Origin of the sequence: Kitasatospora sp. NPDC097691, assembly GCF_040302665.1 — a bacterium.
Lineage (GTDB): Bacteria > Actinomycetota > Actinomycetes > Streptomycetales > Streptomycetaceae > Kitasatospora.
The window spans coordinates 88,523-114,365 of record NZ_JBEORY010000023.1; the positions used below are offsets into that span (position 1 = coordinate 88,523).

Below are 25,843 nucleotides of genomic sequence, written 5' to 3' on the forward strand. Positions count from 1 at the left end.
AGCCGACCCGCCGCGTACGACCGCGAGCCGACGGCCCCAGCGGCCGTCGGCGCCTCAGCCCTGCTGCTGCGGCGGACGGCGGCGCATGCCGACCAGCAGCAGGACCACCGCGGAGATCACCGCCGAAACCCGCAGCACGTTCGGGGCCGACGACCAGCTGATCTGGCCCAGCGGGGAGCCCGACTGCAGACCGCCGCCGCCCTGGGCACCGGCCTGCTTGGCATGCTGCATGCTGTACAGGGTGGTCGCGCTCATCGTGATCAGCGGAATGCCGAGGATCGCGAACTTGCGCATCAGGTCCGAGAGTTGGCGGGACAGGTAGCCCAGGCCCCAGCCGGCCAGCATGACCGGGAAGAAGCCGGTGACGGCGCCGCCGACCAGCAGGGCGCTGGAGAGCAGGATCAGCGGGGACGCCTTGCGGGCCCCAGCGTCCTTGCCCGCCGCCCCCTTCCCGGCGCCCTTCCCGGCGCCCTTCCGGCCGGCGGGAGCCCCGGGCGCGCCGGCGGCGGCCTGCTGTGCCGCCTTGCCCTTGGCCGAGCGCAGCTTCCGCGCCTTCCGCGCCGCCTTCGGGTCCGCCCCGGTCCCATCCGACTGCGCCGCCGCGGCCTCGGCCGACCCGGCGGCCGGCTCCGGCGCGCGCTGCTCGGGGACCGGGTTCGGCGCGGGCTCCGGCCCGTCCGAGAAGTCGAACACCGTCATGGTCCACGGTCCGGTGCTGCTCACCGTCGGCGGCGGGATCGCGGACGCCCGCCGCTCCGCCTCGACCGCGTCCGGCGGGTTCAGCGGGACGGACGGGATCCCGGCCGCACTCGGCGCCGGCGGGTCGTACACGCTGTCAGGATCCGGCGCGGGCGCGGGCGGTACGGACGGCGCGGGCGGTACGGACGGGGCGCCTGCGGCCGCCGGGGCGCCCGCCCCGGCCCCGGGCACGGCACCGCCCCGCGCGGCCCGGTCCTCCGCGTCCCCCGCAGGACGCTCGCTCCACGGCCCGCTCTTGCGCCACCACTCGCCGTCCGTCATCTCCGACACCCCGCCTCGCCCGGCCCGCCCATGGAGAGCGCGGCCGCCCACCGAACCGCCCTCGGCGTGACGCTACCCACCCCGCACCCGACCACGCGAGTCGGACCGCCGGGGTGGAGAACCGGCCGGTCCGGCCGTGCGCGGGACACCACGCCGTCGGCCCGCCCGACTAACCTAGGTCGAATGACCACACAGCAGGGCCCCCAGCGCCGGGGCAGGTCCACCACCGGTCCGCGCACCCTCGCCGAGGAGCTGCGCGCCCGTCCCGACGACGCGCTCGCCGCCCTGCTCCGCTCCCGCCCCGACCTGCTGAACCCCGTCCCCGGCGACCTGACCCAGCTGTCCGCCCGGCTCTCCTCGCGCGCCTCCGCACTGCGCGCCCTGGAGCGGCTGGACCGCTTCACCCTGCAGGTCGCCGAGGCACTGGCCACCGCCCCCGACGGCACCTCCGTGACCACCGTCCGCTCCCTGCTGACCGGCCCGGCCAAGGTCAAGCCGCACCCCGGCGCGACCCCGCTCACCCCGGCCGACCGGTCCGCCGTCGCCGCCGCCCTCCCCCGCGCGATCGCCACCCTGCGCGACCGGGCGCTGCTCTGGGGCCCGGACAACGGCCTGCGGCTGGTCCTCGCCGTCCGCGAGGCGCTCGCGCCGACCACCTCCAACCCCGGCCGCACCGGCCTCGGCCCGACCCTCGCCGACGCCACCGTCGGCACCTCCCCGGCCCGGCTGCAGCAGCTGCTCGCCTCGGCCGGCCAGCCCCCCACCGCGGACCCGGTCACCGCCGTCGCCGCACTCGCCGCGCTGCTCACCGACCGCGCCCGCTGCACCGCGCTGCTGGACACCGCCCCCGAGCCCGCGCTGCGGCTGCTGGACCGGCTGGTCTGGGGCCCGCCCACCGGCACCGTCCCGGACGCCACCCGCCCGGTCACCGCCGAGGACGCGCAGAGCCCCGTCGAGTGGCTGCTCGCCCGCGGCCTGCTGCTGCCCACCAGCCCCGGCAGCGTCGTGCTGCCCCGCGAACTCGCCCTGCACCTGCGCGGCGGCCGCACCCACCGCACCGTCGAACCGGTCCAGCCCGAGCCCGCGCCCGCCGCCGCCCCGCGCGATCCACAGGCTGTGGACGGCGCCGCGGCCGGCCAGGCCCACACCGCCGTCAAGACCGTCGAGGAGCTGCTGGACGGCTGGGGCCTCACCCCACCGCTCACCCTGCGGGCCGGCGGCCTCGGCGTGCGCGACCTCAAGCGCGCCGCCCAGGCCCTGGAGACCACCGAGCAGCAGGCCGCCTTCTGGCTCGAACTCGCCTACACCGCGGGCCTGCTGGCCCCCGACGGCGAAGTGGACGAACGCTGGGCCCCCACCCCCGGCTACGACAGCTGGCTGCAGCTCGGCACCGCCGAACGCTGGTCCGTCCTCGCCACCGCCTGGCTCGCCGCCACCCGCGTCCCCGCCCTCGCCGGCACCCCGGACGGCAAGGGCAAGGCACGCGCCGCCCTCGGCCCCGAACTCGACCGCACCCTCGCCCCGTCCGTCCGCCGCGCCGCCCTCGCGCTGCTCGCCGAACTCCCGCCCGGCACCCCGGCCACCGCCGAGGAACTGCTCCCCACCCTGCGCTGGCAGCGCCCGCTGCGCGGCGGCCCGACCGGCCAGGACGGCCGCGAACTGCGCGACGACCTCACCGCCTGGACCCTCGACGAGGCCGAACTCCTCGGCGTCACCGGCCGCGGCGCCCTCGCCGCCCCCGCCCGCGCCCTGCTCACCGCCGAGGCCGACCCGACCGAGGTGCTCGCCCCGCTGCTCCCGCAGCCACTGGACCACGTGATCCTCCAGCCGGACCTCACCGCGATCGCCCCCGGCCCGCTGCTCACCCCGCTCGCCCACGCCCTCGCCCTGTGCGCCGACATCGAGTCCAAGGGCGGCGCCACCGTCTACCGCTTCACCCCGACGTCCGTCCGCCGCGCCCTGGACGCCGGACGCACCGCCGCCGACCTGCGCGCCTTCCTGGAGCAGCACAGCCGTACGCCTGTCCCGCAGCCGCTCGCGTACCTGATCGACGACATCGCCCGCCGGCACGGCGTCCTACGGGTCGGCGCCGCCTCCTCCTACCTGCGCTGCGACGACCCGTCCCTGCTGAACGAGGTGCTCGCCGACCGCCGCTCCGCCGACCTGCGGCTGCGACTGCTCGCCCCCACCGTCCTCGCCTCCCAGGCCGCCCCGGACGTCCTGCTCGCCGCGCTGCGCACCATGGGCTACGCGCCGGCCGCCGAATCCGCCGAGGGCGACGTGCTGATCACCCGCCCGGACAGCCATCGCACCCCGCCCCGGACGGCACCCGTGCCCGTCCCCGACGGCCCGCCCACCCCCGACGACACCCTGCTCGCCGCCGCCGTCAAGGCCGTCCGGGCCGGCGACCGCGCCGCCACCGCCACCCGCCGCGAGCCCACCCCCGACCCGCACCGGCTCCCCCGCACGGCCGCCGCCGAGACGCTGGCCGCCCTCCAGACGGCCGTCCTCCTCGGCGAGCGCATGTGGATCGGCTACCTCAACGCCGAGGGCATCGCCAGCCAGCGCATCATCGACCCGGTCAAGGTCGAAGGCGGCTTCGTCACCGCCTTCGACCACCACGCCGACGAACTGCGCACCTTCGCCCTCCACCGCATCACCGGCGTCGCCGAGCTCCAGGAGTAGCCGGGGCCGGGCAGGTGGCAGAGCGTCAGCGCACCGTCGGCGCCCCGTCAGTGCCCCTGCGACTCCTTCGTCTTCTCCTTGACGGCCTGGTCCGCCAGACTGCCGATCTGCCCCTGCCCGACCGGCAGTTCACCCCCGGTGACGGTGTCCGCGAGCAGGAAGCCCGGCGCCGCGAGCAGGCCGCCGGGCCCCTCGCCGATGCCCGCGAGGGCGTGGGCGGAGCCGGCCGAGGAGGCGGTGGCGGCGAACGCCGTGCCCATCAGGGCGAGGGCGGTGAGAACGCGCTTCGACTTCTTCATGACCAGCTCAACGAGCGAGTACGCACGGTGGTCACTCGACGCGTTGCCGTGCTCCCCTGCGCGGGCGCAGTCTGGAGTGGGGGAATCCGGAAGGAGACATCATGCTCGGCGATCGGATAGCGGAAGTCACCACCACGGAAACCGGCCGACGGGTCCTCCCCACGGTCGGCGGTCCCGCACTGGAGGTCTCGATGACCGGCACCGGGCAGTTGCTCGGCCACCAGGTCCGCGAGTTCGCCACCTACGAGTCCGAGCTGCGGCCCGACGGCTCGCTGTTCGGCGAGGGCCAGGGCGTCGGCATGACGGACAAGGGCGAGACGTACAGCTGGCACGGCAGCGGCATCGGCCACTTCACCGAGGGCGGCGCGGTCAGCTGGCGCGGCAGCCTCTACTTCGAGACCACCGCCGACGCGTTCCTGCGCCTCAACGACCTGGTCGCGCTGTTCGAGTTCGACAACGACCCCCAGGGCAACGGCAAGTCCGTCCTGTTCGAGTGGAAGTAGCCCGTCCACGCAGCCCGCCCACGCCGGCGGCGGAATGCGCGACACTGGAGGGTCTGCGTCAATACACCCTGACAGCCAGTGGAGGGCTCCCCCGCGTGAACGACGGACCGCTCATCGTCCAGAGCGACAAAACTCTTCTCCTGGAGATCGACCACCCCAAGGCCTCCGACTGCCGCCGCGCCATCGCGCCGTTCGCCGAGCTGGAGCGGGCGCCCGAGCACGTGCACACGTACCGGGTGACCCCGCTCGGGCTGTGGAACGCGCGGGCGGCGGGGCACGACGCCGAGCAGGTGGTGGACGCCCTGGTGACGTACTCGCGCTACCCGGTGCCGCACGCGCTGCTGGTGGACGTGGCCGACACCATGGGCCGGTACGGCCGGCTCCAGCTGCTCAAGCACCCGACGCACGGGCTGGTGCTCACCACCACCGACCGGCCGGTACTGGAGGAGGTGCTGCGCTCCAAGAAGATCGCCCCGCTGGTCGGCGCCCGGGTCGACCCGGACACCGTGGTGGTACACCCCTCCGAGCGCGGGCAGATCAAGCAGGTGCTGCTCAAGCTCGGCTGGCCCGCCGAGGACTTCGCCGGGTACGTGGACGGCGAGGCGCACCCGATCGACCTGGAGGAGGACGGCTGGCAGCTGCGCCCGTACCAGGCGCAGGCCGTCGAGGGCTTCTGGCACGGCGGCTCCGGCGTCGTCGTGCTGCCCTGCGGCGCCGGCAAGACGCTGGTCGGCGCGGCCGCGATGGCACAGGCCAAGTCGACCACGCTGATCCTGGTCACCAACACCGTCTCGGCCCGCCAGTGGAAGCACGAGCTGGTCAAGCGCACCTCGCTCACCGAGGACGAGATCGGCGAGTACAGCGGCACCAGGAAGGAGATCCGCCCGGTCACCATCGCCACCTACCAGGTGATGACCACCAAGCGGAAGGGCGTCTACGCGCACCTGGAGCTGTTCGACGCCCGCAACTGGGGCCTGGTGGTCTACGACGAGGTGCACCTGCTGCCCGCCCCGGTGTTCAAGTTCACCGCCGACCTCCAGGCCCGCCGCCGCCTCGGCCTGACCGCCACGCTGGTGCGCGAGGACGGCCGTGAGGGCGACGTGTTCAGCCTGATCGGCCCCAAGCGCTTCGACGCGCCGTGGAAGGAGATCGAGGCGCAGGGCTACATCGCGCCCGCCGACTGCTGCGAGGTCCGCGTCACCCTGACCGACTCCGAGCGGCTCGCCTACGCGACGGCCGAACCGGAGGAGCGCTACCGCTTCTGCGCCACCACGGCGACCAAGCGGCGGGTGGTGGAGGCCCTGGTCAAGAAGCACGAGAAGGACCAGACGCTGATCATCGGCCAGTACATCGACCAGCTGGACGAACTCGGTGAGGCCCTGGACGCCCCGGTGATCAAGGGCGAGACCAGCAACGCCCAGCGCGAGAAGCTCTTCGACGCCTTCCGGAACAAGGAGATCGGCGTCCTGGTGGTCTCCAAGGTCGCGAACTTCTCGATCGACCTGCCCGAGGCCACGGTGGCCATCCAGGTCTCCGGGACCTTCGGCTCCCGCCAGGAGGAGGCCCAGCGCCTCGGCCGCGTGCTGCGCCCCAAGGCGGACGGCCACGCGGCGCACTTCTACTCGGTGGTCGCCCGGGACACCGTGGACCAGGACTTCGCCGCCCACCGGCAGCGCTTCCTGGCCGAGCAGGGCTACGCGTACCGGATCATCGACGCGGACGACGTGCTGTAACCGCAGCGGGAGAGTAACCCAGAGCCTCCAACAGGCTGTCCACCGACGTGCACGGGTTACTGACGCACCAGCACTCGATCTGCTTGCTCAGCTGCTCATGCCGGGCATGCAGATCGAGTGCTGCTTTCCGTGCCGCTCCAGTCTGTCCGCGGACGTCATCGAAGTCGAACGCCTTGCCCTTCGGGTCATAGCCTTTGAGTACCTTCGACAGCTCCTTGGCAGCCTGGTGGCTGTCGAGGTACGACCGACCCCGGTCGAAGTGCAACAGGAGCCAGAGCTCGAAGCACGGCGAGGAAACGGCGCACTTGACGTCGTTCTTCCTGGCCGCCAGCAGTGCCTGCGCAAGCGACGGATGCTGTCGAGGCGCCTCCACATCCATCACGCACCACACCTCGTCAAAAGGCTCGTCAGCCTTGCGGGCATGCCGAATCGCCGTGTTCACAAGCGAAAGCGGCTCTCCGTGGGTATTGCCGATCTTCAGTGAGATCGGCCTGTCCTTGAGGTCCCGAACGAGGCCGCGAAAGTAGATGGTCTCGGTGACTTCCCCCTCGCAGTAGATCAGGAAGCGCCGCTCCGGTTCACGCGTGCGGGCGTTCTGCCTCTTCGTCCCCAGCGGCTTGCCACGCTTCATCGACCCCACGCTTCGCCCCGATCCCCACCAGAAGCTCCTCGTCGAAGAACGGTAGCGCACCGTAACGACCTGCGAGGTAGCGCTTCTCCAAGTTCTCGCCGCCGTCCCTGACCTTGAACTCGACCAGTGCGGTGAGTTCGGTCGCGCCGGTGCGGGCCTCCTTGGTCGCCAGGTAGATCTGATCCCGGTGCAGGCTCGCCTCGCTGTGCGGGGCCAAGAGAGTGGCGTCGTGGGTGTTGAACAAAAGCTGCGCGCCATTGACGTTTCGCTCTGGTTGCTGGAACAGAGCCACCAACCGTGAGGCCAGATGAGGGTGCAGGCGCGCATCGAGTTCATCGACAACGAGAAGTGAGCCGTCCCGAAGCGCCGAGATGACAGGCCCCAGCAGCCCCGCCCAGGTCCGGGTCCCGTTGGACTCCTCGTTCAGGTCGAGCAGAACCGGTCCGTCTTCGGCTGTGTGCAAGAAGCGAATCTGCAAGGGCGGCTCGAACTGCGCCAGATCGGACTCCGTGAGAGACGGTGCGAGTATCCGCATCGCCGCCTTCATGCGCTCTGCGAACTCCGGCTCGATCTCCTCGGCGGACAGGTCCGTGATCCCAAGGTCCGCGTACTGTAGGAGCCTTCTGACCTCGGCCCGGCTTTCAGGGCTTTCGTCCCATAGGGCCTGGGTGACCTCCAGGCGCAAGGGGAAGTTGGCGTCCACCGCGACCGTGAGCCCCGAACTGAACCAGCGGTGGATACGCCGGAGAAGCTCATGGTTGTTACCGGCGCCGGCCGAGAGGTACAAGCTGTTGGGCCGAACGACATCCTCAATCAGCTTCTTCCGGCCGCGGAAGCTCGGGCCATACTCGAATCGAGATGTCCCGTCGTCCTCCACGACCCGTTCGAACAGCCGACGAACCCGGCCTTCCGGGTAGCTCCGCAGCCACTCTTCGCGAATCTGGCGATCATCGAGCTCGAAGCCGTACTCGAAGTGCACACCGCCCAGCACGATGTCCACCGCGAAAGCGGACCGTGCGCTCCGACCTTCATGACTGAGTCGAAACGGGGTTCGATCCGTGCCGCCGTCGGGCAGCCAGCGGGCGTGCGACTCAAGAACAGCCCGCTGCATGTACGCCAGGGCCTTCAAGGCGTTCGACTTCCCGGACGCGTTGGCCCCGAGAACTGCGAGCACCGGAAGCACGTGCTCGCCCGCCGTCGCAATGTGGGTCATCGCGATGTCGTCATGCTCGTCGGCAGCGACCAGGCTCAGCTCCTGCTCCTCCAGGAGGGACGCGTGGTTGGCCACCCTGAACCGCATCAACATCGCTGGTCCTCCTCATCTACCGATGGGAAGACTACCCAAATCAAACCCGCGGAATCTGCAGAATTCCGCGAAATCTACCTTCTGATTGCGTCCTGCTCGCTCAGTAGCGGACACCGTCGCGCCCGAGGAAGATCACGCGCGCGGCGGTGTCCAGGGCGATGCCGACGTTGCGGACGGCGGTGCTCAGACGGTTGTGGTGGCGCCCGACAGCGGCGGTGGCGCCGGCCGGACCGGTCCGGGGATTGCGGTTCTGGGTGCTCATGTCTTCAACGGTAGGCACCCGACCGGCCGAAGGCATCACTCCAAAGGCCGTATCCGCCGGGACGGAGGTCGTCCTCCGGGTGTACCGACGACCCCGGGGCCGGGGTAGGGGCAACCCCGAGACGTGCACGGCTGGAACCCCGGACCGGACGGGTCTAAGATCGTCCGTCTGCCCCCTCCCGAACCGTGGTACCTGCTGAAGTCCCGCAGGCAGCCGGGGGAGGCGCCGACCGTTCGGCAACCGGTCGGCTGTACCCCACCGTGAGCTCCATCGATCCGCTGCGCCCGCCACCGGGGCAGCCGGGAAGGTTCGCTGTGCCCGCCACCCCCACCACCGACCCCCTCCAGCGCGAACGCGACCACCTGGCGTCGTCCCGGGCAGCGCTGCGAGCGATGCGCGAGGACGTCGAGTCCCTGGACCTGCGCGACGTGACCGGCACCTGGGTGTCCGCCGCCGTCCTCCAGAACCAGATCGAGGCCAGGATCGCCGCCCTGGCCGACCTCTCCCACACCCCGCTGTTCTTCGGCCGCCTCGACTACCTGCACGCCATCAGTGAGGAACTCTCCGAAGGCGGAGGAGGAGAGAACTTCTACATCGGCCGCCGCCACGTCCACGACGCCGACGGCGACCCGATGGTGATCGACTGGCGTGCGCCGGTCTCCCAGCCGTTCTACCGGGCCACCCGCACCGATCCGATGGACGTCGAGCGCCGTCGCCGCTTCGGCTACACCGGCGGCGAGCTCACCGCCTACGAGGACGAGCACCTCACCGACCCGGCCGAGGAGGAGACCTCCTCCGCCCTGCTCGCCGCCGAGATCGAGAAGCCCCGCGTCGGCCCGATGCGCGACATCGTCGCCACCATCCAGCCCGAGCAGGACGAGATCGTCCGCTCCGACGTCACGGGCACCATCTGCGTCCAGGGGGCGCCGGGCACCGGGAAGACCGCCGTCGGCCTGCACCGCGTCGCCTACCTGCTGTACGCGCACCGCGAGCGCCTGGCCCGGACCGGCACGCTGGTGATCGGGCCGAACAACGCCTTCCTCTCCTACATCGAGCAGGTCCTCCCGGCCCTCGGCGAGCTGGACGTCGCCCAGGCCACCGTGCAGCAGCTGGTCGGGCACGTCGACGTGCGCGGCGAGGACACCCCGGAGGCGGCCCGGCTGAAGGGCGACGCCCGGATGGCCGAGGTGCTGCGCCGGGCGGTGCGGGCCGGCATCACGCCGCCCGCCGAGCCCTGCGTGGTGATCCGCGGCTCGCGCCGCTGGCGCGTCCCGGTGTACGAACTCGTCGAGATCATCGAGGAGTTGAAGGGCCGCGAGGTGCGCTACGGCGCCGCCCGCGACGCTCTGCCACAGCGCATCGCGCACGCCGTGCTGCTGAAGATGGAGCAGGGCGGCGAGGCCCCGGACGACCGGGTGCAGGACGCGGTGGCCCGCAACGGCGCGGTCAAGGCGGTGGTCAAGGAGTGCTGGCCGGCCGTCGACCCGGCGAAGCTGGTGCTGCGGCTGCTCTCCGAGCCGGAGTTCCTGGCCGAGTGCGCCGAGGGCGTGCTGACACCCGAGGAGCAGCGGGCGGTGCTGTGGCCCAAGCCCGGCCGCTCGGTGAAGTCCGCCCGCTGGACTCCGGCCGACGCCGTCCTGGTGGACGAAGCGACCGACCTGGTGCAGCGCACGCCCTCGCTCGGCCACGTGGTGCTGGACGAGGCGCAGGACCTGTCCCCCATGCAGTACCGCGCGGTCGGCCGCCGCTGCACCACCGGCTCGGCCACCGTCCTCGGCGACCTCGCCCAGGGCACCACCCCGTGGGCGACGGCGAGTTGGCCGGACGCGCTGCACCACCTGGGCAAGCCGGACGCGCACATCGAGGAGCTGACCAAGGGCTTCCGGGTGCCGGAGGAGGTCATCGCGTACGCCTCCCGGCTGCTCCCGGAGATCGCCCCGGGCCTGGCCCCGGCGACCTCGGTCCGCGAGGCGCCCGGCTCGCTGACGCTCCGCCACGTCCCGGACGGGGAGCTGCCGGAGGCGGTCGTCGCCGCCTGTCGGGAGGCCCTGGAGCGCGAGGGCTCGACCGGCCTGATCGCCGCCGACGCCAGGATCCCGCTGCTCGCCGAGGCGCTGGCCGCGGCCGGCCTGCCGCACCTCGCCCCCGGCACCGAGACCAGCGCCGAGGCCCGGCTGACCCTCGTCCCGGCCTCGCTGGCCAAGGGCCTGGAGTACGACTACGTGGTGCTGGACGAACCCGCCGCGGTGATCGCCGGCGAGCCCGACGAGCGGACCGGCCTGCGGCGGCTGTACGTGGCGCTGACCCGTGCCGTCTCCGGGCTGACGGTCCTGCACGCCGAGCCGCTGCCGGACCGGCTCCGCTGACGACGCGGAGAGGGGCCCGGCCGCGAACGGCCCGGCCCCTCTCCGCGCGACGGGCTGACCACCCGGCTGTCGGCGCTTCCACGCTCAGCCGTCGATCAGGTCCCGCCACTCGGCGACCTTGGCCGCGTCCACCGGCGTGTGCCAGCCGTCGACCCGCACCGCGCCGCCGACGTGGAAGGCGTCGAAGCCCTCCGCCCGCAGCTCCTTCAGGTGCTCGGCCCGCAGGCCGCCGCCGATCAGGATCCGCTGTCCGTACCCGGGCTCGCCGGCGCGGGCCAGCTCGGCCGACAGCACCTCGCGCCCGGCGTCCACCCCGGCGGCCGCACCCGAGGTGAGGAAGGTGTCCAGCCCGGGCAGCGCGCCGACGGCGGCCCGCAGGGCGGCCCGGTCGGCGCTGTGGTCGATCGCCCGGTGGAAGGTCCAGCGGCAGCCGGCCACCGCCTCGGCGACGGCCGCGGTGGCGGCCGGGTCGACGGCGCCGTCGGCGTCGAGGAAGCCGAAGACGAACTCCTCGGCGCCCTCGGCCCGCAGCGCGGCCGCCCGGGCGCACAGCCCGTCCAGGTCGCCGGGGGCGAAGCCGTCCCGGATCCGGAGCATGACGCGCAGCGGGATGCCGACGGCGGCCCGGATCCGGGCGAAGTCCTCGACGGACGGGGTGAGCCCGTCGGCGGCCATGTCGGTGACCAGTTCGAGCCGGTCGGCGCCGCCCGACTCGGCGGCCTGGGCGTCCTGGGGCGTCAGCGCGATGACTTCGAAAATTGGTCTAGACATATCGACAGCCTGCCACACCCGCCCGGCCCCGGCGAGACCGCCCCGGGCCCCGGGTCACGCCGCGGCACGCTCCTGCCCGGCGTCACCGCCGGCCCCCGGACCGCCCGCGCCGCCCCGCCCGATCCGGTGCACCGCCATCGCGACGACCACCAGCAGCCCCACCACCGGCAGCGCGATCGGCAGCAGGTTCGAGATCCCGTGCGACTCGCGCCAGATGTTGAACAGGCTCGCGAACGTCGTCAGCGACAGCATCGCGACGCCCACGGCGGCCGGCAGCTCCCGCCCGCGCAACGCGGTGAAGGTCAGCAGCACCGGCACCAGCAGCAGCACCGCGAACCACTGCGCGTCCAGCGGGAAGGTGGTGTCGTCCCAGCGCTGGAGCGCCACCAGCAGCCCGCCTCCGGCCACCGAGCCCAACGCCATCCCCCGGGTGCGCCAGGTCGGCCGCGGCAGCAGTTCCGTCGGCGCCGCGAGCAGCAGCACCGCGCCGAGCGCGGCCGGAAGGGTCGCCATGCCGACGTACCCCATCCACCACCAGTCGATGAACGTCGGCCCGCCGAACGCCTGGGCCAGCACGGCCAGCCCCAGCACCGCCTGCACCAGCGCGATGACCCGCACGGCCGTCCAGCGCCCCAGCACCACCGCCGCCGCCAGCAGCAGCGCGGTCACCGGCGGCGCGAGGATCGTGGCGTACGAGGTGTACGAGCGGTCCCAGGTCAGCCGGAACGAGGCCTGGTCCGGGTCGGTGATCCAGGGCACCAGGCCCGAGCCGGCCAGCGCGCCGGCGACCATCGGGGCGGCCAGCGCGAGCACGCGCCCGACCACCGAGGAGCCGGTCAGCCCGAGCCGCACCCGCAGCCCGTACGCGGCCAGGTCGAACACCTCCCGGGCGACGGCCGAGCGGTCCGCCTCCGCCGTGGCGTCGGCGAAGACCGCCACCATCTCGTCGCCGTTCTCCCTCCGGTAGCCGGCCGGGAACAGCTGGAGCGCGGCCCTCAGCGCGGCCGGGGGCGCTCCGATCGTCGGCGTGGTCATGCGAGACCTCCTCCCCCCAGGGCCCGTCCCTCGGGCCCCGGATTCCGCTTCAACACCGACCGGAGCGTGGCGAGCCGGCGCTCGGCCTCGGTGGCCACCGCCCGCAGGCGCGTGGCCTCGGCGGCCAGCGCGCCGCGGCCGGCGTCCGTCAGCGCGTAGGTGCGACGGGCGCGGCCGTCGACCACCTCCTCCGCGGCGACCTCGATCAGCCCCTGGCCCAGCAGCCGGTCGAGCGCGCCGTAGAGCGTGCCGGTGCGCATCTTGACCCGGCCGTCCGAGATCACGGCGATCTCCTGGATGAGCGCGTAGCCGTGCCGCGGGGCATCGGCGAGCGCGGTGAGCAGAAGCAGTGTCGGCTCCTGCATGGAGCGTTCTGTCATGGTCAACATATATCGCCCAACGGCATATACCGTCCACCTGAACCGCCGGACAGAATGGAACCCATGACGATCTCCGAGGAGCTGCTCTCCGCCTGGACCCCCCTGCTGCAGCGCTGCGGCACCGCAGCCGACCCCGAACCGTACGGCCGGGAGCTGCTGCGCCGCTGGTCCGAGCCGCAGCGCCGCTACCACACCCGGGACCACCTGAGTGCGGTCCTGCGGCACGTCGACGACCTCGCCGGACACGCCGCCGACCCGGACGCCGTCCGCCTCGCCGCCTGGTTCCACGACGCCGTCTACCGGCCCGACCGCACCGAGAACGAGGAGCGCAGCGCCGCCCTGGCCGTCCGGGCGCTGACCGCCGCCGGCCTGCCCGCCGAGCGCGTCGCCGAGGTCGAACGGCTCGTCCTGCTCACCGTCACCCACGACCCCGCACCGGGCGACCGCGACGGCGAGGTGCTCTGCGACGCGGACCTCGCCGTCCTCGGCGGCACCCCCGAGACGTACGCGGCGTACGCGGCCGCCGTCCGGGAGGAGTACGGCTTCGTCCCCGAGCCGGACTTCCGCGCCGGCCGCGCCACCGTCCTGCGCGGACTCCTGGCGCTGCCCGCGCTCTACCGCACCCCCACCGCCCGCGAACGCTTCACGGACGCCGCCCACGCCAACCTGACGGCCGAACTCCGGACGCTGGAGAGCCAGGCCTGAGCTAGGCCAGCTCCCCCACCGCCGCCACCACCGCGCCCTGCTTGCCGCACACCCAGTGCGGCTCCGGCCCCAACTCCGGCTCCACGCTGAGCGCGTGCGGGTCGCCGTCGGCCGCGCAGGCGGTGCACAGCGGCCAGCGCCCGTACGCCTCCAGCAGCGCGTCCTGGACGTCCTGGGCGACCAGCCCGAGCACGTACTCGGTGCCGTCCGGCCATTGCTCCAGCCACCAGCGCCGGTGGGTGACGGCCTGCTCCACCAGCGAGACGACGGCGGCGTCCGCCACGTCCCGCGCGGTGAGGTCGGCCAGGATCAGTGCCCGCGCGTTGTGCAGCGCGGTCTCGATGTCGTCAGCAGCCATCCGTCCATCCTCTCCTCAACCCCCCGGAACACCGAAACGCCGCGTGGGCGGCTCCCCGAAGGGAACCGCCCACGCGGACGAGGTCCAACCGATCCGATCGAAGCGATCAGGATCAGAAGTCCATGTCACCGCCCGGCATGCCGCCGCCGGCGGCCGCGGCGGCCTTCTCCGGCTTGTCGGCGATGACGGCCTCGGTGGTGAGGAACAGCGCCGCGATGGAGGCGGCGTTCTGCAGCGCGGAGCGGGTGACCTTGGCCGGGTCGATGATGCCCGCGGCGACCAGGTCGACGTACTCGTTGGTGGCGGCGTTCAGGCCGTGACCGGCGGGGAGGTTGCGCACCTTCTCCACCACGACGCCACCCTCCAGGCCGGCGTTGGTCGCGATCTGCTTGATCGGGGCCTCCAGCGCGACCTTGACGATGTTGGCACCGGTGGCCTCGTCGCCGTCCAGCTCCAGCTTGTCGAAGGCGACACCGGCCTGCAGCAGGGCGACGCCACCACCGGCGACGATGCCCTCCTCGACGGCGGCCTTGGCGTTGCGGACGGCGTCCTCGATGCGGTGCTTGCGCTCCTTGAGCTCCACCTCGGTGGCCGCGCCGGCCTTGATGACGGCCACGCCGCCGGCCAGCTTGGCGAGGCGCTCCTGGAGCTTCTCGCGGTCGTAGTCCGAGTCGCTGTTCTCGATCTCGGCGCGGATCTGGTTCACGCGGCCCGCGACCTGCTCGCTGTCGCCGCCACCGTCGACGATGGTGGTCTCGTCCTTGGTGATGACCACCTTGCGGGCGGTGCCCAGCAGGTCGATGCCGGCGTTCTCCAGCTTGAGGCCGACCTCCTCGGAGATGACCGTGCCACCGGTGAGGATGGCGATGTCGCCGAGCATGGCCTTGCGGCGGTCGCCGAAGCCCGGGGCCTTGACGGCGACGGACTTGAAGGTGCCGCGGATCTTGTTCACGACCAGGGTCGACAGGGCCTCGCCCTCGACGTCCTCGGCGATGATGACGAGCGGCTTGCCGCTCTGCATGACCTTCTCCAGCAGCGGGAGCAGGTCCTTGACCGAGCCGATCTTGGAGTTGGCGATGAGGATGTAGGGGTCCTCGAAGGTCGCCTCCATCCGCTCCAGGTCGGTGGCGAAGTAGGCGGAGATGTAGCCCTTGTCGAAGCGCATACCCTCGGTGAGCTCGAGCTCCAGACCGAAGGTGTTGCTCTCCTCGACGGTGATGACGCCTTCCTTGCCGACCTTGTCCATGGCCTCGGCGATCAGCTCGCCGATCTGGGTGTCGGCGGCGGAGATGGAGGCGGTGGAGGCGATCTGCTCCTTGGTCTCCACGTCCTTGGCCTGGGCCAGCAGCTGGTCCGAGACGGCGGCGACGGCCTTCTCGATACCGCGCTTCAGGGCCATCGGGTTGGCGCCGGCGGCGACGTTGCGCAGACCCTCGCGAACCAGGGCCTGGGCGAGCACGGTGGCGGTGGTGGTGCCGTCACCCGCGACGTCGTCCGTCTTCTTGGCGACCTCCTTGACGAGCTCCGCGCCGATCTTCTCGTACGGGTCCTCGAGCTCGATCTCCTTGGCGATGGAGACACCGTCGTTGGTGATCGTGGGGGCGCCCCACTTCTTCTCCAGCACGACGTTGCGGCCCTTGGGGCCGAGCGTGACCTTCACTGCGTCGGCGAGCTGGTTCATGCCACGCTCAAGGCCGCGGCGAGCTTCCTCATCAAAGGCGATGATCTTGGCCATCAGAAGTGGTCCTCCGGGACACGGTCGACTGCTCGGACCAAGGGGTGCCCGCGACGGACGGCCCTGGTGTGCGGGGGTCTTTTCCCCTACCGCTCCCGGGGGCCTCACCGACCCGGTCCGCTGTCACTCTCACGCTGTGAGTGCTAACGCCAATGATTAGCACTCCGGGTGGTCGAGTGCAAGCCCAATCGCCAACCCGCGAGCCGCCGCTGGGGCCGCCCGGGAACGGCGACGGGCCCGCACGACGCGTGTCGTACGGGCCCGTCGAGAAGCGAGCGGTCACCAGCCGTGGGCCGCGCCGAGCTCCTGGAGTCGGAAGGGGTCAGACCGCCGCGCGAACCATGTCCGCCTGCGGGCCCTTCTGTCCCTGGGAAATCTCGAACTCGACCCGCTGGCCCTCCTCAAGGGTGCGGTAGCCGTCCATCTGGATCGCGCTGTAGTGGACGAAGACGTCCGCACCACCGTCGACCGCGATAAAGCCGTAGCCCTTCTCCGCGTTGAACCACTTGACGGTGCCCTGAGCCATTCCGAACTCCCCTAGTGCTGTGCTGGCCCTTCACGCGCCCGCAGGTCGCGGGCCCGGGTTGGTTGACGGCCCGCCCGGGGACCCCCCCTGGGCGCAGCCGTGCACGCCGCAACCCTCCGCACGGAACGCCCAACGGCCTCCGGTGAGCGGGTGATTGCGCCGACCGCCGCTGAATGTATCCGGACCGAAGCCCTCTGCAACAGGGTCAACCGCCGGTAATTCCGCCTCGATATCAAGGGACAGGACGGGCCGAATCGGAAAAATCTCGGCATTCCACGCGGGGCATAGCGGACGAATTACCCAAATCCCCACGGTAATTCTGACATCGGCCTGACATGTTTCACGGGCCGGACCCACCGGCCGGACGCCCGCCGGCGGAACACCGCGGATGGCCGAGAGGGAACCCCTGTTCCCAACCGAGCGACACTCTACTCCGACTCGACTCGGAAATATTCCCGCCGGAATGCAACCGGCCGCCCGTACATACGGAGAGCGGAATTCCGTACGTACGGGCGGCCGAAAGGCGGGCGGAACGGCTCAGCAGCCGCCGGCCACCGCCGGAATGATCGAGACGCCGGCGCCGTCCTTGATCTCGGTCGCCAGGCCCTCGGCGAAGCGCACGTCGTCGTCGTTCACGTAGACGTTGACGAAACGGCGCAGCTTGCCGGTGTCGTCCAGGATGCGGGCGGAGATGCCCGCGTGGTTCTTCTCCAGGTCGGCGATGACCTCGGCCAGGGTGGCGCCCTCGGCGGTCACCTCGGCCGCGCCGCCGGTGTAGGTGCGCAGGATGGTGGGGATGCGGACGTTGGCGCTCATGGCTCTCCTTGCGGGGGTGGGGCCTGGTGGGGCAGTGGTTCGAGGCCGGCGGCGACCGGTTCGAGGCCGGTGGCTCAGGCGGACGCGAGGCCGGCGGCGCGGAACGAGTCCAGCGTCGGGCGGATGACGGCGCTCATCCCGGCGTCGGAGACGGCGTCCAGGGTCTTCAGGCCGTCGCCGGTGTTGATCGCGACGGTCTCCTTGGCCGGGTCCAGCTGCCCGGTCTCGACCAGCTTCTTCAGCACGCCCACGGTCACCCCGCCCGCGGTCTCGGCGAAGATGCCCTCGGTCCGCGCCAGCAGCCGGATCGCCGCGACGACCTCGGCGTCCGTGACGTCCTCCACCGCGCCGCCCGTGCGGCGGGCGATGTCCAGCACGTACGGGCCGTCGGCCGGGTTGCCGATCGCCAGCGACTTGGCGATGGTGTCCGGCTTGACCGGCTTGATCACGTCCCGGCCGGCCTTGAAGGCGGCCGACACCGGCGAGCAGCCCTCGGCCTGGGCGCCGAAGATCCGGTACGGCCGGTCCTCGACCAGGCCGAGCTTGATCAGCTCCTGCAGCCCCTTGTCGATCTTCGTCAGCTGGGAGCCCGAGGCGATCGGGATCACGATCTGCTCCGGCAGCCGCCAGCCGAGCTGCTCGCAGATCTCGTACGCCAGCGTCTTGGAGCCCTCGCCGTAGTACGGCCGCAGGTTGACGTTGACGAAGCCCCAGCCCTCGCCGGCCGGGTCGCCGATCAGCTCCGAGCAGAAGCGGTTCACGTCGTCGTAGTTGCCCTCGATGCCGACCAGCTCGCCGCCGTACACCCCGGCCATGACGACCTTGCCCTGCTCCAGGTCGTGCGGGATGAACACGCAGGACCGGAACCCGGCCCGGGCGGCCGCCGCGCCCACCGCACCGGCCAGGTTGCCGGTGGAGGAGCAGGACAGCGTCGTGTAGCCGAACGCCCGCGCCGCCTCGATGGCGCAGGCCACCACGCGGTCCTTGAAGGAGTGCGTCGGGTTCCCGGAGTCGTCCTTGATGTGCAGCCGGGCGGTGAAGCCGAGCTCCCGGCCCAGGTTGTCCGCCTTCACCAGCGGGGTCCAGCCCGGGTTCAGGTTGGGCTTGGACGCCACGTCGGCCGGCACCGGAAGCAGCGGCGCGTATCGCCAGATGGACGCCGGGCCGGCCTCGATCCGCTTGCGCAGCTCCTCGGCGCCCTCGCTGCCGAACTCGTAGGCGATCTCCAGCGGGCCGAAGCACTCCAGGCACGCGAAGCTGGGACCGAGCGGGAAGCGGGTGCCGCACTCCCGACAGGACAGGGCGGCGGCGGGGCCGAGGTCCACGGAAACCGGTGCGACGGTGTCGATAGCCATGATGGCGAGGCCTCTCTCCTCATCTTCCCCGCAGCGCGGTCGCGCCACAGGCCGGAATTGGCACCTGTCCCGCCGGGGCCTGTCGACGACAGCCGAGCGAGAAGGTTGCCGGGACGTCAACGGGCCGTTCCCTCAGTCCCTCTGGATGAGCTTGTGAAATTGTGGTGGTGCTCAACGGCGACCCCGGCGTGCAAAGGTCCGACCGCTGTACGAAGACTGTATCCGAAGGCGTCAATCCTGAACGGGACCGTCCGCCACGCGAGATGACGCGTCCCACCGACCCGCCGAGGAGACTTCCGTGCCCGCCGAACCGACTCCCGAGCTCCTCCCGCAGGCGGCGTCCTGGCTACGCCGCCGCTCCTGGAGCGCGGCCGACCGGCCGGTCGACACCCTCCTCGCGGCCAAGGAACGGACCGGCCGCACGATCAGCGTCGTCCTCCCCGCCCTGGACGAGGAGGCCACCGTCGGCGACATCGTCCGCACCGTCCGCCGCGAGCTGATGGAACGCCTCCCGCTCGTCGACGAACTCGTCGTGGTCGACTCCGGCTCCACCGACGCCACCGCCGCCGTCGCCGCCGAGGCCGGCGCCCGGGTGGAGCACCGCGACGCCATCCTGCCCCGGTTGCCCGCCGCCCCCGGCAAGGGCGAGGTGCTCTGGCGCTCGCTGCTGGTCACCCGCGGCGACATCGTCTGCTTCGTGGACGCCGACCTGCGCGCCTTCGACCCGGCCTTCGTCTCCGGCATCGTCGGCCCGCTGCTGACCGACGAGTCCATCCAGCTGGTCAAGGCCATGTACGACCGCCCCCTCGAAGTGGCACTGAGCGGTTCCGCCGCGGGGGACCGCGCCGCCGTCCTCCCGGCCGGCGGCGGCCGGGTCACCGAACTCGTCGCCCGCCCCCTCCTCAACCTCCACTGGCCGGAACTCGCCGGCTTCGTCCAGCCCCTCGGCGGCGAGTACGCGGCCCGCCGCTCACTGCTCGAACGACTGCCCTTCCCGACCGGCTACGGCGTCGAACTCGGCCTGCTGGTGGACGCGTTGGAGCTGGTCGGCCTGGACGCCCTGGCCCAGGTGGACGTCGGCGTCCGGCACCACCGCCACCAGGACGGCCAGGCCCTCGGCCGGATGGCCGCCACCATCTACCGCACCGCGCTCGAACGCCTCGACCGCGCCCACCGGCTCAAGGCCTCCGCCGACCTGGTCCGCCCGGAACTCACCCAGTTCGCCCGCGACCCGGAGACCCGCGCCTTCCTCGCCCACACCCACCCGGTGACCGCCCTGGAACGCCCCCCGATGCACACGATCCCCGAATACGCCACCCGGCACTGACGGGTTTGCCACCCCGGGCCCCCGGCAACATGCCAACCATGGGCGATCTCACGACCGAACGTTCGAGTGCGACCGGCACCGCCCCCGTCCTGGTGGCCTCCAACCGGGGACCGGTGTCGTTCAGCACCGCCGACGACGGCACGCTGACCCTGCGGCGCGGTGGCGGGGGTCTGGTCTCCGGCCTCTCCGCCATCGACGACCCGAACGCCGTCTGGGTCTGCGCGGCCCTCGGCGCCGCGGACCGCAGAGCCGCCGCGGAAGCCCCCGACGGCCGCCTCGACCTGGCCGGCCACGACGTCGGCGGGCAGGCCGTCCGCATGCTGGACATCGACCCCGAGACCTTCGCCCGCGCCTACAACGGCGTCGCCAACTCCACCCTCTGGTTCGTCCACCACCTGCTCTACGCGACCCCCACCGCGCCCGCCTTCGACGCCGACTTCCGCACCGAATGGGCCGCCTACCGGGCCTACAACGCCGCCTTCGCCGAGGCGCTGGCCGCCGAAGCCGCCCCGAACGCCGCCGTCCTCGTCCAGGACTACCACCTGTCCCTGGCCCCGGCCCTGCTCCGAGCCGCCCGCCCCGACCTGCGGATCGGCCACTTCTCGCACACCCCCTGGGCCCCGCCCGAGTACTTCCGGATGCTCCCCGACGACGTCGCCCGCGCCGTCCTCACCGGCATCCTGGGCGCCGACCGGGCCGGCTTCCTCACCGAACGCTGGGCCCGCGCCTTCGCCGCCTGCTGCGCCGACCTGCTCGGCGCCGACGTCGACCACGAGGCACTCACCGTCACCCTCGACGGCCGCACCACCAGCCTCGGCGTCCACGCCCTCGGCGCCGACGCCGACTTCCTGCGCGAACGCTCCCACCGCCCCGACGTCGACGAACGCCTCGCCGCCCTGCGCGAGGCCGTCGGCGACCGCCGCACCATCGTCCGGGTCGACCGCACCGAGCTGAGCAAGAACATCGTCCGCGGCCTGCTGGCCTACCGGCACCTGCTCCGCACCCGCCCCGAGTGGCACGACCGGGTGGTCCACATCGCGTTCGCCTACCCGTCCCGGACCGACCTGGCCGAGTACCGCAGCTACACGGCGCAGGTCCGCGAACTCGCCGACGCCATCACCAGCGAGTTCGCCACCCCGAGCTGGCAGCCCCTGATCCTGCACGTCAACGACGACTTCCCGCGCTCCCTCGCCGCCTACCGCCTGGCCGACGTCGCCCTGGTGAACCCCATCCGGGACGGCATGAACCTGGTGGCCAAGGAGGTCCCGGTCGTCTCCGACCGCGGCTGCGCCCTGGTCCTCTCCCGGGAGGCCGGCGCCCACGCGGAACTCGCCGACGACGCCCTGACGGTCAACCCCTACGACGTCATCGCCACCGCCGACGCCCTGCACACCGCCCTCACCATGCCCGAGGAGGAACGCGCCGGCCGCACCAAGCGCCTCGCGGCGGCGGCCACCGCCCTCCCCCCGCAGCAGTGGTTCCTCGACCAGCTCAACGCGCTGGCCCCGCTCAACTCCCGGTAAGGGCCTCCCCCAACGCCGCCAACAGCTCCACCACCCCGGCCGGCCCCGCGACCACCAGGTCCGCGCGGTCGGCCAACTCCTTCACCGGCGCGTCCCCGACCGCCGCGCTGCACACCAGCAGCCCGGCCACACCGTCACCCCGCAGCTCCTCCACCGCCGCGAACGCCGCCACGTCCCCCAGGTCGTCCCCCGCGTACAGCACCGACCGGGCGTCCCGCTCCCGCAGGAACCCGGCCAGCGCCGCGCCCTTGTCCACCCCCGGCGGACGCAGCTCCAGCACCAGCCGCCCGGGCTCCACCACCAGCCCGTACGCGGCGGCCAACTCGCCCACCGGCGCCCGCAGCAGCTCCAGGGCCTCCTCCGGCGCCGCCGTACGCCGCGTGTGCACCGCCACCGAGCGCCCCTTGTCCTCCACCCACACCCCCTCGGGTGCCCCCACCCGCGCCAACACCGGCGGCAGGTCCTCCCGCGCCCCGGCCACCCCCGGGTGCACCTCCGGCGCCGTCACCTCCCCGTCCTCCCAGCGCTCGGCCCCGTAGTGCCCCAGCACCACGACCCCCGGCACCCCCGCCAACCCGCCGTACTCCACCGCCAACGCCGCCGGCCGCCCCGTCACCACCACCACGGCCCCCACGGCCGGAGCCAGCACCCGCAACGCCCCCGCCACCCCCGGATGCGCCCTCGCCTGCCCGGGGTCCGCCACGATCGGCGCCAACGTCCCGTCGAAGTCCAACCCGATCACCGCGTCCCGGGGCGCCCGCAGAATCGCCCGCACCCCGTCGCGCCCGGCCTCGGTCCCCGGCACCCACGTCTCTTCGAATCCCATACCGAGGCCCATACCCCCCGACCACCCCCGGCCAACGACCCCCGGTCCCGCCCCCTCAGCGAGCCTCCCGCCGAGCAGCCCGAACCCGCCGCAGCCGGTTCACCAGCACCGGCGCGTGCGCCAGCGCCTCCTCCCGGTCCAGCAACGCGTTCAGCAGCTGGTAGTACCGCGTGGAGGAGAGCCCCAGCTCCTCCCGGATCGCCCGCTCCTTGGCCCCCGCCGTCCGCCACTGCCGCCCCTCCAGCGCCAGCACCGCCCGGTCCCGCTCACTCAGCTCGCCCACCGCGCACACCTCCGCCCACCACTACGGAGTGTCATTCTCCCGCGCGACCCCGACACACAGTGCTCGCCCCACCGCTCCCCGGCCCCGGCTAACGTCACCCCCATGACCACGCCCGTGTCCCCGCCCAGCTTCGTCCTGAACATCCCCGCGGCCGACCTCGAACCCGACCCGCTCGACCCGGCCCAGATCGTCTCCGGCACTCCCGAGGTCACCGGCAAGGTCCTCTCCGAGTCCGCCGACGGCCGCCAGCTGCGCGGCCTCTGGCAGATCACCCCCGGCGTGGTCACCGACGTCGAGGCCGACGAGATGTTCGTGGTCCTCAGCGGCCGGGCCACCATCGAGATCGAGGGCGGCCCGACCCTGGAGGTCGGCCCCGGCGACTGCGCGGTGCTGCGCGAGGGCGACCGCACCACGTGGACGGTCCACGAGACCCTCCGCAAGGCCTACGCGATCACGCTCCCCTGAGCGGAGGAACACCGAGGCCCGGCCCCGAGCCATCGGGACCGGGCCTGCGCAGCGCCGGCCCTACTTGCGGACCCGCGCCGCCTCCTTCACCGCCGCGTCCTGCAGCCCGCCGAGCACCTGCTTCGGGTCCCCCGTCACGGCCTGCCCGATCCCGGCCTTGATCCGGTCGCTGACCTCACCCCACGCCGGGTCCCCGAACGGGTAGAAGCTCGCATTGGTCAGCCCGACCGCGAACTGCTTGAGGTCCGCGTGCTTCGGGTCCGTCGTCATCTGGTTGAACGCGTCCTGCGTGACCGGCAGCAGGTTGTACTGCTCGTCGAACTTCAGCTGGTTGTCCCGGTTGTAGACGAACGACAGGAACTTCTTGATCTCGTTCTTGTGCCCGTTCGCCTTGAACGCCATCATCCAGTCCGCGACGCCGAGGCTCCCCGTCCGGCCCACGCCGTCCTTCTTCGGGATCGGCGCCGTCCCGAAGTCGATGTTCCCGGTGGTCGCCATCCGCAGCAGCGTCGGATGCCCGTTCAGCATCGCGACCCTCCCGGCGGCGAAGTCCTGGAACACCGGGGTGCGGTTCATCTTCCCCGGGTCCGGGTACGTCAGCCCGGTGCTCACCAGGTTGCTCTTCAGCCAGCCGAAGGTGGCCTGGTTCTGCGTGCTGTCGATGGTGTAGTTGCCCACGTCGTCGGAGATGGTCCCGCCGCCGCTCAGCGTCCACAGCATGGACTCCGCCGGCGCCTCCTCCGGCCCGAGCGGAAGCCCGTACGGGGTCACCCCCGGCACCTTGGCCTTGATCTTCTCCGCGTCCTGCTTCAGCTCGCTCCAGGTGGCGGGCGGCTGTGCGATCCCCGCCTGCCGGAACACCGCCTTGTTGTAGAAGAGCACCCGCGAGGAGGAGACGAACGGGATCCCGTACTGGATGCCGAGCACCTGCCCGGCGTGCGCGAAGCCGTCCAGGAAGTTCGCCTGGGCGTCCATCGTGAGCACGTCCGACGCCGGGTACAGCCGGTCCGCCGCGACCTGGTCGGCGAAGCCGCCGGTCTGCAGGAGGTCCGGCGACTTCCCGGCCGCGATCATGTCGTCGACCTTCTTGCCGATCTCGGTCCAGCCGTCCACCTCGACACTGACCCTGATCCCGGGGTTGGCGGCCTGGAAGTCCTTGACGACCGCGTCCCAGTAGTGCTTCGAGCCGGTCTCCTGGCTCTCCCCGTAGTCCGCGGCGACCAGCTTGAGGGTGACGGTCCCGTCGCCCTGCCCGCTGCACGCGCCGACCGCGGTGAGTGCCAGTGCTCCGGCCAGCACGCTGCCGAGCACACGGGTGGGAACGTGGACGCGCCTGTTCAACGCGGGTACCGCCTTAGGGAAGAACTGCCGCCGGAACGAGGGAATCCGGCAGGGGAAGGCGCCACACTGCCAAATCGGCGGACCACTGGTCCACACCACTGGGGCACCCCGCCCCAGTAGTTATCGAAGTGCCCGGGGTCGTTGCGCGATGCGCAACACCGGCGCCCCCGATCACCTCCCGGACAACCCCCGGACACCCCGCGTACGCCCCGCCCAAAGCCCCGCACACCCCCGCAGCTGCGACAAAGCTCACCCAGTATGGACCAGACCAATCCGACAACTGGACTAGACCTCTTCTATCCACCAAGGGAAACTGTCCTCCGTGAAGCACGTCATCGCACTCGATGTAGGCGGCACCGGCATGAAGGCCGCGCTGCTCGCCCAGGACGGCTCCGTGCTGTTCGAGGCACGCCGACCGACCGGGCGGGAGCACGGCACGGACGCCGTCGTCGCCGCCATCCTCGACTTCGCCACCGACCTGGCCGAGGAGGGCCGCCGCCGCTTCGGCGTCGCCCCGCTCGCGGCCGGGGTGGCCGTCCCGGGCACGATCGACGAGAAGAACGGGATCGCGGTCTTCTCCGCCAACCTCGGCTGGCGGGACCTCCCCCTGCGCACGCTCCTCGGCGCCCGGCTGGCCGGTCCCGACGGCACCGCCATGCCGGTGGCACTCGGCCACGACGTGCGCTCCGGCGGCCTGGCCGAGGGCCGGCTCGGCGCCGGCCGGGGCGTCGACCGCTTCCTGTTCATCGCCCTCGGCACCGGCATCGCCGGCGCCATCGGCATCGGCGGCCGGATCGAGGCGGGCGCGCACGGCTACGGCGGCGAGATCGGCCACGTCGTCGTCCGCCCGGGCGGACCGCCCTGCGGCTGCGGTGCCCGCGGCTGCCTGGAGACCCTGGCCTCCGCCTCCGCCGTCTCCCGCGCCTGGGCCGAGGCCAGCGGCGACCCCGACGCCGACGCGGCATCCTGCGCCGCCGCGGTGGACGCCGGGGACGACCGCGCACGCGCGGTCTGGCAGCGGGCCGTCGACGCCCTGGCGGACGGCATCGTCCTCGCCCAGAGCCTGCTCGACCCGTCCACCGTGATCGTCGGCGGCGGGCTCGCCGAGGCCGGCGACACCCTCTTCACTCCGCTGCGCGCGGCGGTCACCGAGCGCCTGACCTTCCAGATGCCCCCGAAGGTCGTTCCGGCCATGCTCAAAGACACCGCCGCGTCCCTGGGCGCGGGCCTGCTCGCCTGGGATCTGCTCTCGATGGAGGTGACCGCGTGACCACCGCGGACCGTGACCGTACTGCCCTGGCCGGCGCCCGACTCGTCCTGCCCGGCGGCGTCGTCGAGGGCGGCCGCCTCGCCGTCGAGGGCGACCGGATCACCGGCCTCGACGGTGCCGCCGAGCCCGGTGACCTCGACCTGACCGGGTACACCGTCGTCCCCGGCTTCGTGGACCTGCACGTCCACGGCGGCGGCGGCGCCTCCTACGCCTCCGGCATCGCCGAAGAAGCCCTGCTCGCCGCCCGCACCCACCTGCACCACGGCACCACCACCACGGTCGCCTCCACCGTCACCGGCGAGATCGACGACCTCGCCCGCCA

Annotated in this window: 26 protein-coding genes and 1 riboswitch; of the genes, 10 read left to right on the plus strand and 16 right to left on the minus strand. The window is 72.5% G+C overall.

Annotation, left to right across the window (positions count from 1 at the left end):
• Positions 1 to 54 precede the first annotated feature (54 nt).
• Complete coding sequence (locus ABTY56_RS18630) at positions 55 to 1,020, minus strand: hypothetical protein (protein ID WP_350629966.1); 966 nt, start codon at positions 1,018 to 1,020, stop codon at positions 55 to 57.
• A gap of 183 nt (positions 1,021 to 1,203) precedes the next feature.
• Between ABTY56_RS18630 and ABTY56_RS18635 the strand changes: the two genes are divergently transcribed.
• Positions 1,204 to 3,705 (plus strand): helicase-associated domain-containing protein, encoded by a 2,502-nt coding sequence (locus ABTY56_RS18635; protein ID WP_350629968.1) that lies wholly within the window; start codon positions 1,204 to 1,206, stop codon positions 3,703 to 3,705.
• 47 nt (positions 3,706 to 3,752) lie between these two features.
• Here the strand turns inward: ABTY56_RS18635 and ABTY56_RS18640 are convergent, their stop codons facing one another.
• The gene (locus tag ABTY56_RS18640; RefSeq protein ID WP_350629970.1) at positions 3,753 to 4,004 is read right to left on the minus strand and encodes a hypothetical protein; all 252 of its coding nucleotides are present in this window, start codon (positions 4,002 to 4,004) and stop codon (positions 3,753 to 3,755) included.
• A 101-nt stretch (positions 4,005 to 4,105) separates the two neighbouring features.
• On the opposite strand from ABTY56_RS18640, the gene ABTY56_RS18645 reads away from it, so the two are divergent.
• The gene (locus tag ABTY56_RS18645; RefSeq protein ID WP_350629972.1) at positions 4,106 to 4,507 is read left to right on the plus strand and encodes a hypothetical protein; all 402 of its coding nucleotides are present in this window, start codon (positions 4,106 to 4,108) and stop codon (positions 4,505 to 4,507) included.
• Positions 4,508 to 4,602: 95 nt separating this feature from the next.
• Positions 4,603 to 6,240: a DNA repair helicase XPB gene (locus tag ABTY56_RS18650; protein ID WP_350629974.1), complete on the plus strand. Its 1,638-nt coding sequence runs from the start codon at positions 4,603 to 4,605 to the stop codon at positions 6,238 to 6,240.
• Here the strand turns inward: ABTY56_RS18650 and ABTY56_RS18655 are convergent.
• From ABTY56_RS18655 to ABTY56_RS18665, 3 genes are all read right to left on the minus strand, one after another.
• Entirely contained in the window at positions 6,215 to 6,871 is a 657-nt protein-coding gene (locus ABTY56_RS18655; protein ID WP_350629976.1) for an RloB family protein, read from the minus strand. The genes ABTY56_RS18650 and ABTY56_RS18655 overlap by 26 nt on opposite strands.
• On the minus strand, positions 6,819 to 8,177 hold the full coding sequence (locus ABTY56_RS18660; RefSeq protein WP_350629978.1) for an AAA family ATPase: 1,359 nt from the start codon (positions 8,175 to 8,177) through the stop codon (positions 6,819 to 6,821). Before ABTY56_RS18660 ends, ABTY56_RS18655 begins: the two co-directional genes overlap by 53 nt.
• A 100-nt stretch (positions 8,178 to 8,277) precedes the next feature.
• Positions 8,278 to 8,439, minus strand: a complete 162-nt coding sequence (locus tag ABTY56_RS18665) for a hypothetical protein (RefSeq protein ID WP_350629980.1) — start codon at positions 8,437 to 8,439, stop codon at positions 8,278 to 8,280.
• A 314-nt stretch (positions 8,440 to 8,753) separates the two neighbouring features.
• Between ABTY56_RS18665 and ABTY56_RS18670 the strand changes: the two genes are divergently transcribed.
• Positions 8,754 to 10,805, plus strand: coding sequence for a HelD family protein (locus ABTY56_RS18670; RefSeq protein ID WP_350629982.1), 2,052 nt, complete (start codon positions 8,754 to 8,756; stop codon positions 10,803 to 10,805).
• 84 nt (positions 10,806 to 10,889) lie between these two features.
• On the opposite strand, the gene ABTY56_RS18675 is transcribed toward ABTY56_RS18670, so the two are convergent.
• From ABTY56_RS18675 to ABTY56_RS18685, 3 genes are read right to left on the minus strand one after another with little or no spacing between them, the layout of a single operon-like run.
• Entirely contained in the window at positions 10,890 to 11,576 is a 687-nt protein-coding gene (locus tag ABTY56_RS18675) for a copper homeostasis protein CutC (protein ID WP_350629984.1), read from the minus strand.
• A gap of 54 nt (positions 11,577 to 11,630) precedes the next feature.
• Positions 11,631 to 12,611, minus strand: a complete 981-nt coding sequence (locus tag ABTY56_RS18680) for a hypothetical protein (RefSeq protein ID WP_350629986.1) — start codon at positions 12,609 to 12,611, stop codon at positions 11,631 to 11,633.
• On the minus strand, positions 12,608 to 12,991 hold the full coding sequence (locus ABTY56_RS18685; RefSeq protein WP_350629988.1) for a PadR family transcriptional regulator: 384 nt from the start codon (positions 12,989 to 12,991) through the stop codon (positions 12,608 to 12,610). Before ABTY56_RS18685 ends, ABTY56_RS18680 begins: the two co-directional genes overlap by 4 nt.
• Positions 12,992 to 13,054: 63 nt before the next feature.
• On the opposite strand from ABTY56_RS18685, the gene ABTY56_RS18690 reads away from it, so the two are divergent.
• Positions 13,055 to 13,696 (plus strand): HD domain-containing protein, encoded by a 642-nt coding sequence (locus ABTY56_RS18690; protein ID WP_350629990.1) that lies wholly within the window; start codon positions 13,055 to 13,057, stop codon positions 13,694 to 13,696.
• Between the two features lies 1 nt (position 13,697).
• On the opposite strand, the gene ABTY56_RS18695 is transcribed toward ABTY56_RS18690, so the two are convergent.
• The 5 genes from ABTY56_RS18695 to thrC form a co-directional block, all read right to left on the minus strand.
• The gene (locus ABTY56_RS18695) at positions 13,698 to 14,054 is read right to left on the minus strand and encodes a DUF8819 family protein (RefSeq protein ID WP_350629992.1); all 357 of its coding nucleotides are present in this window, start codon (positions 14,052 to 14,054) and stop codon (positions 13,698 to 13,700) included.
• 112 nt (positions 14,055 to 14,166) lie between these two features.
• The gene (gene groL / locus ABTY56_RS18700; RefSeq protein WP_045692318.1) at positions 14,167 to 15,789 is read right to left on the minus strand and encodes a chaperonin GroEL; all 1,623 of its coding nucleotides are present in this window, start codon (positions 15,787 to 15,789) and stop codon (positions 14,167 to 14,169) included.
• A 322-nt stretch (positions 15,790 to 16,111) separates the two neighbouring features.
• Entirely contained in the window at positions 16,112 to 16,315 is a 204-nt protein-coding gene (locus ABTY56_RS18705) for a cold-shock protein (RefSeq protein ID WP_030289665.1), read from the minus strand.
• 537 nt (positions 16,316 to 16,852) lie between these two features.
• Entirely contained in the window at positions 16,853 to 17,131 is a 279-nt protein-coding gene (locus ABTY56_RS18710) for a MoaD/ThiS family protein (protein ID WP_188297580.1), read from the minus strand.
• A gap of 74 nt (positions 17,132 to 17,205) precedes the next feature.
• Complete coding sequence (gene thrC, locus ABTY56_RS18715) at positions 17,206 to 18,486, minus strand: threonine synthase (protein ID WP_350629995.1); 1,281 nt, start codon at positions 18,484 to 18,486, stop codon at positions 17,206 to 17,208.
• A 16-nt stretch (positions 18,487 to 18,502) separates the two neighbouring features.
• Positions 18,503 to 18,638: riboswitch (SAM riboswitch) on the minus strand.
• Between the two features lie 146 nt (positions 18,639 to 18,784).
• Between thrC and ABTY56_RS18720 the strand changes: the two genes are divergently transcribed.
• On the plus strand, positions 18,785 to 19,813 hold the full coding sequence (locus ABTY56_RS18720) for a glucosyl-3-phosphoglycerate synthase (protein WP_350629997.1): 1,029 nt from the start codon (positions 18,785 to 18,787) through the stop codon (positions 19,811 to 19,813).
• Between the two features lie 38 nt (positions 19,814 to 19,851).
• Entirely contained in the window at positions 19,852 to 21,336 is a 1,485-nt protein-coding gene (locus ABTY56_RS18725; protein WP_350629999.1) for an alpha,alpha-trehalose-phosphate synthase (UDP-forming), read from the plus strand.
• Here ABTY56_RS18725 and otsB read toward each other — a convergent pair.
• Together otsB and ABTY56_RS18735 are read right to left on the minus strand one after the other, a co-directional pair.
• A complete protein-coding gene (gene otsB / locus ABTY56_RS18730; protein ID WP_350630001.1) occupies positions 21,323 to 22,162 on the minus strand; it encodes a trehalose-phosphatase in 840 nt (279 codons plus the stop codon). The two genes, ABTY56_RS18725 and otsB, sit on opposite strands and share 14 nt — an antisense overlap.
• A 55-nt stretch (positions 22,163 to 22,217) precedes the next feature.
• A complete protein-coding gene (locus tag ABTY56_RS18735; protein ID WP_350630003.1) occupies positions 22,218 to 22,445 on the minus strand; it encodes a DUF3263 domain-containing protein in 228 nt (75 codons plus the stop codon).
• A gap of 102 nt (positions 22,446 to 22,547) precedes the next feature.
• On the opposite strand from ABTY56_RS18735, the gene ABTY56_RS18740 reads away from it, so the two are divergent.
• Positions 22,548 to 22,910: a cupin domain-containing protein gene (locus ABTY56_RS18740; RefSeq protein WP_350630005.1), complete on the plus strand. Its 363-nt coding sequence runs from the start codon at positions 22,548 to 22,550 to the stop codon at positions 22,908 to 22,910.
• A gap of 60 nt (positions 22,911 to 22,970) precedes the next feature.
• Here ABTY56_RS18740 and ABTY56_RS18745 read toward each other — a convergent pair whose 3' ends face one another.
• On the minus strand, positions 22,971 to 24,251 hold the full coding sequence (locus ABTY56_RS18745) for an extracellular solute-binding protein (RefSeq protein ID WP_350630007.1): 1,281 nt from the start codon (positions 24,249 to 24,251) through the stop codon (positions 22,971 to 22,973).
• 322 nt (positions 24,252 to 24,573) lie between these two features.
• On the opposite strand from ABTY56_RS18745, the gene ABTY56_RS18750 reads away from it, so the two are divergent.
• Complete coding sequence (locus ABTY56_RS18750) at positions 24,574 to 25,521, plus strand: ROK family protein (RefSeq protein ID WP_350630009.1); 948 nt, start codon at positions 24,574 to 24,576, stop codon at positions 25,519 to 25,521.
• Positions 25,518 to 25,843, plus strand: a 326-nt coding sequence (locus ABTY56_RS18755; RefSeq protein WP_350630011.1) for an amidohydrolase family protein, incomplete at its 3' end; no start/stop codon positions are given. The genes ABTY56_RS18750 and ABTY56_RS18755, both read left to right, overlap by 4 nt.

Excerpts from the sequence above, each read along its gene's own strand:
- ABTY56_RS18630 (WP_350629966.1), bottom strand. The coding sequence starts at position 1,020 with ATGACGGACGGCGAGTGGTGGCGCAAGAGCGGGCCGTGGAGCGAGCGT.
- ABTY56_RS18635 (WP_350629968.1), top strand. The coding sequence starts at position 1,204 with ATGACCACACAGCAGGGCCCCCAGCGCCGGGGCAGGTCCACCACCGGT.
- ABTY56_RS18640 (WP_350629970.1), bottom strand. The coding sequence starts at position 4,004 with ATGAAGAAGTCGAAGCGCGTTCTCACCGCCCTCGCCCTGATGGGCACG.
- ABTY56_RS18645 (WP_350629972.1), top strand. The coding sequence starts at position 4,106 with ATGCTCGGCGATCGGATAGCGGAAGTCACCACCACGGAAACCGGCCGA.
- ABTY56_RS18655 (WP_350629976.1), bottom strand. The coding sequence starts at position 6,871 with ATGAAGCGTGGCAAGCCGCTGGGGACGAAGAGGCAGAACGCCCGCACG.
- ABTY56_RS18660 (WP_350629978.1), bottom strand. The coding sequence starts at position 8,177 with ATGTTGATGCGGTTCAGGGTGGCCAACCACGCGTCCCTCCTGGAGGAG.
- ABTY56_RS18665 (WP_350629980.1), bottom strand. The coding sequence starts at position 8,439 with ATGAGCACCCAGAACCGCAATCCCCGGACCGGTCCGGCCGGCGCCACC.
- ABTY56_RS18675 (WP_350629984.1), bottom strand. The coding sequence starts at position 11,576 with ATGTCTAGACCAATTTTCGAAGTCATCGCGCTGACGCCCCAGGACGCC.
- ABTY56_RS18680 (WP_350629986.1), bottom strand. The coding sequence starts at position 12,611 with ATGACCACGCCGACGATCGGAGCGCCCCCGGCCGCGCTGAGGGCCGCG.
- ABTY56_RS18685 (WP_350629988.1), bottom strand. The coding sequence starts at position 12,991 with ATGACAGAACGCTCCATGCAGGAGCCGACACTGCTTCTGCTCACCGCG.
- ABTY56_RS18690 (WP_350629990.1), top strand. The coding sequence starts at position 13,055 with ATGACGATCTCCGAGGAGCTGCTCTCCGCCTGGACCCCCCTGCTGCAG.
- ABTY56_RS18695 (WP_350629992.1), bottom strand. The coding sequence starts at position 14,054 with ATGGCTGCTGACGACATCGAGACCGCGCTGCACAACGCGCGGGCACTG.
- groL (WP_045692318.1), bottom strand. The coding sequence starts at position 15,789 with ATGGCCAAGATCATCGCCTTTGATGAGGAAGCTCGCCGCGGCCTTGAG.
- ABTY56_RS18705 (WP_030289665.1), bottom strand. The coding sequence starts at position 16,315 with ATGGCTCAGGGCACCGTCAAGTGGTTCAACGCGGAGAAGGGCTACGGC.
- ABTY56_RS18710 (WP_188297580.1), bottom strand. The coding sequence starts at position 17,131 with ATGAGCGCCAACGTCCGCATCCCCACCATCCTGCGCACCTACACCGGC.
- thrC (WP_350629995.1), bottom strand. The coding sequence starts at position 18,486 with ATGGCTATCGACACCGTCGCACCGGTTTCCGTGGACCTCGGCCCCGCC.
- ABTY56_RS18725 (WP_350629999.1), top strand. The coding sequence starts at position 19,852 with ATGGGCGATCTCACGACCGAACGTTCGAGTGCGACCGGCACCGCCCCC.
- otsB (WP_350630001.1), bottom strand. The coding sequence starts at position 22,162 with ATGGGATTCGAAGAGACGTGGGTGCCGGGGACCGAGGCCGGGCGCGAC.
- ABTY56_RS18740 (WP_350630005.1), top strand. The coding sequence starts at position 22,548 with ATGACCACGCCCGTGTCCCCGCCCAGCTTCGTCCTGAACATCCCCGCG.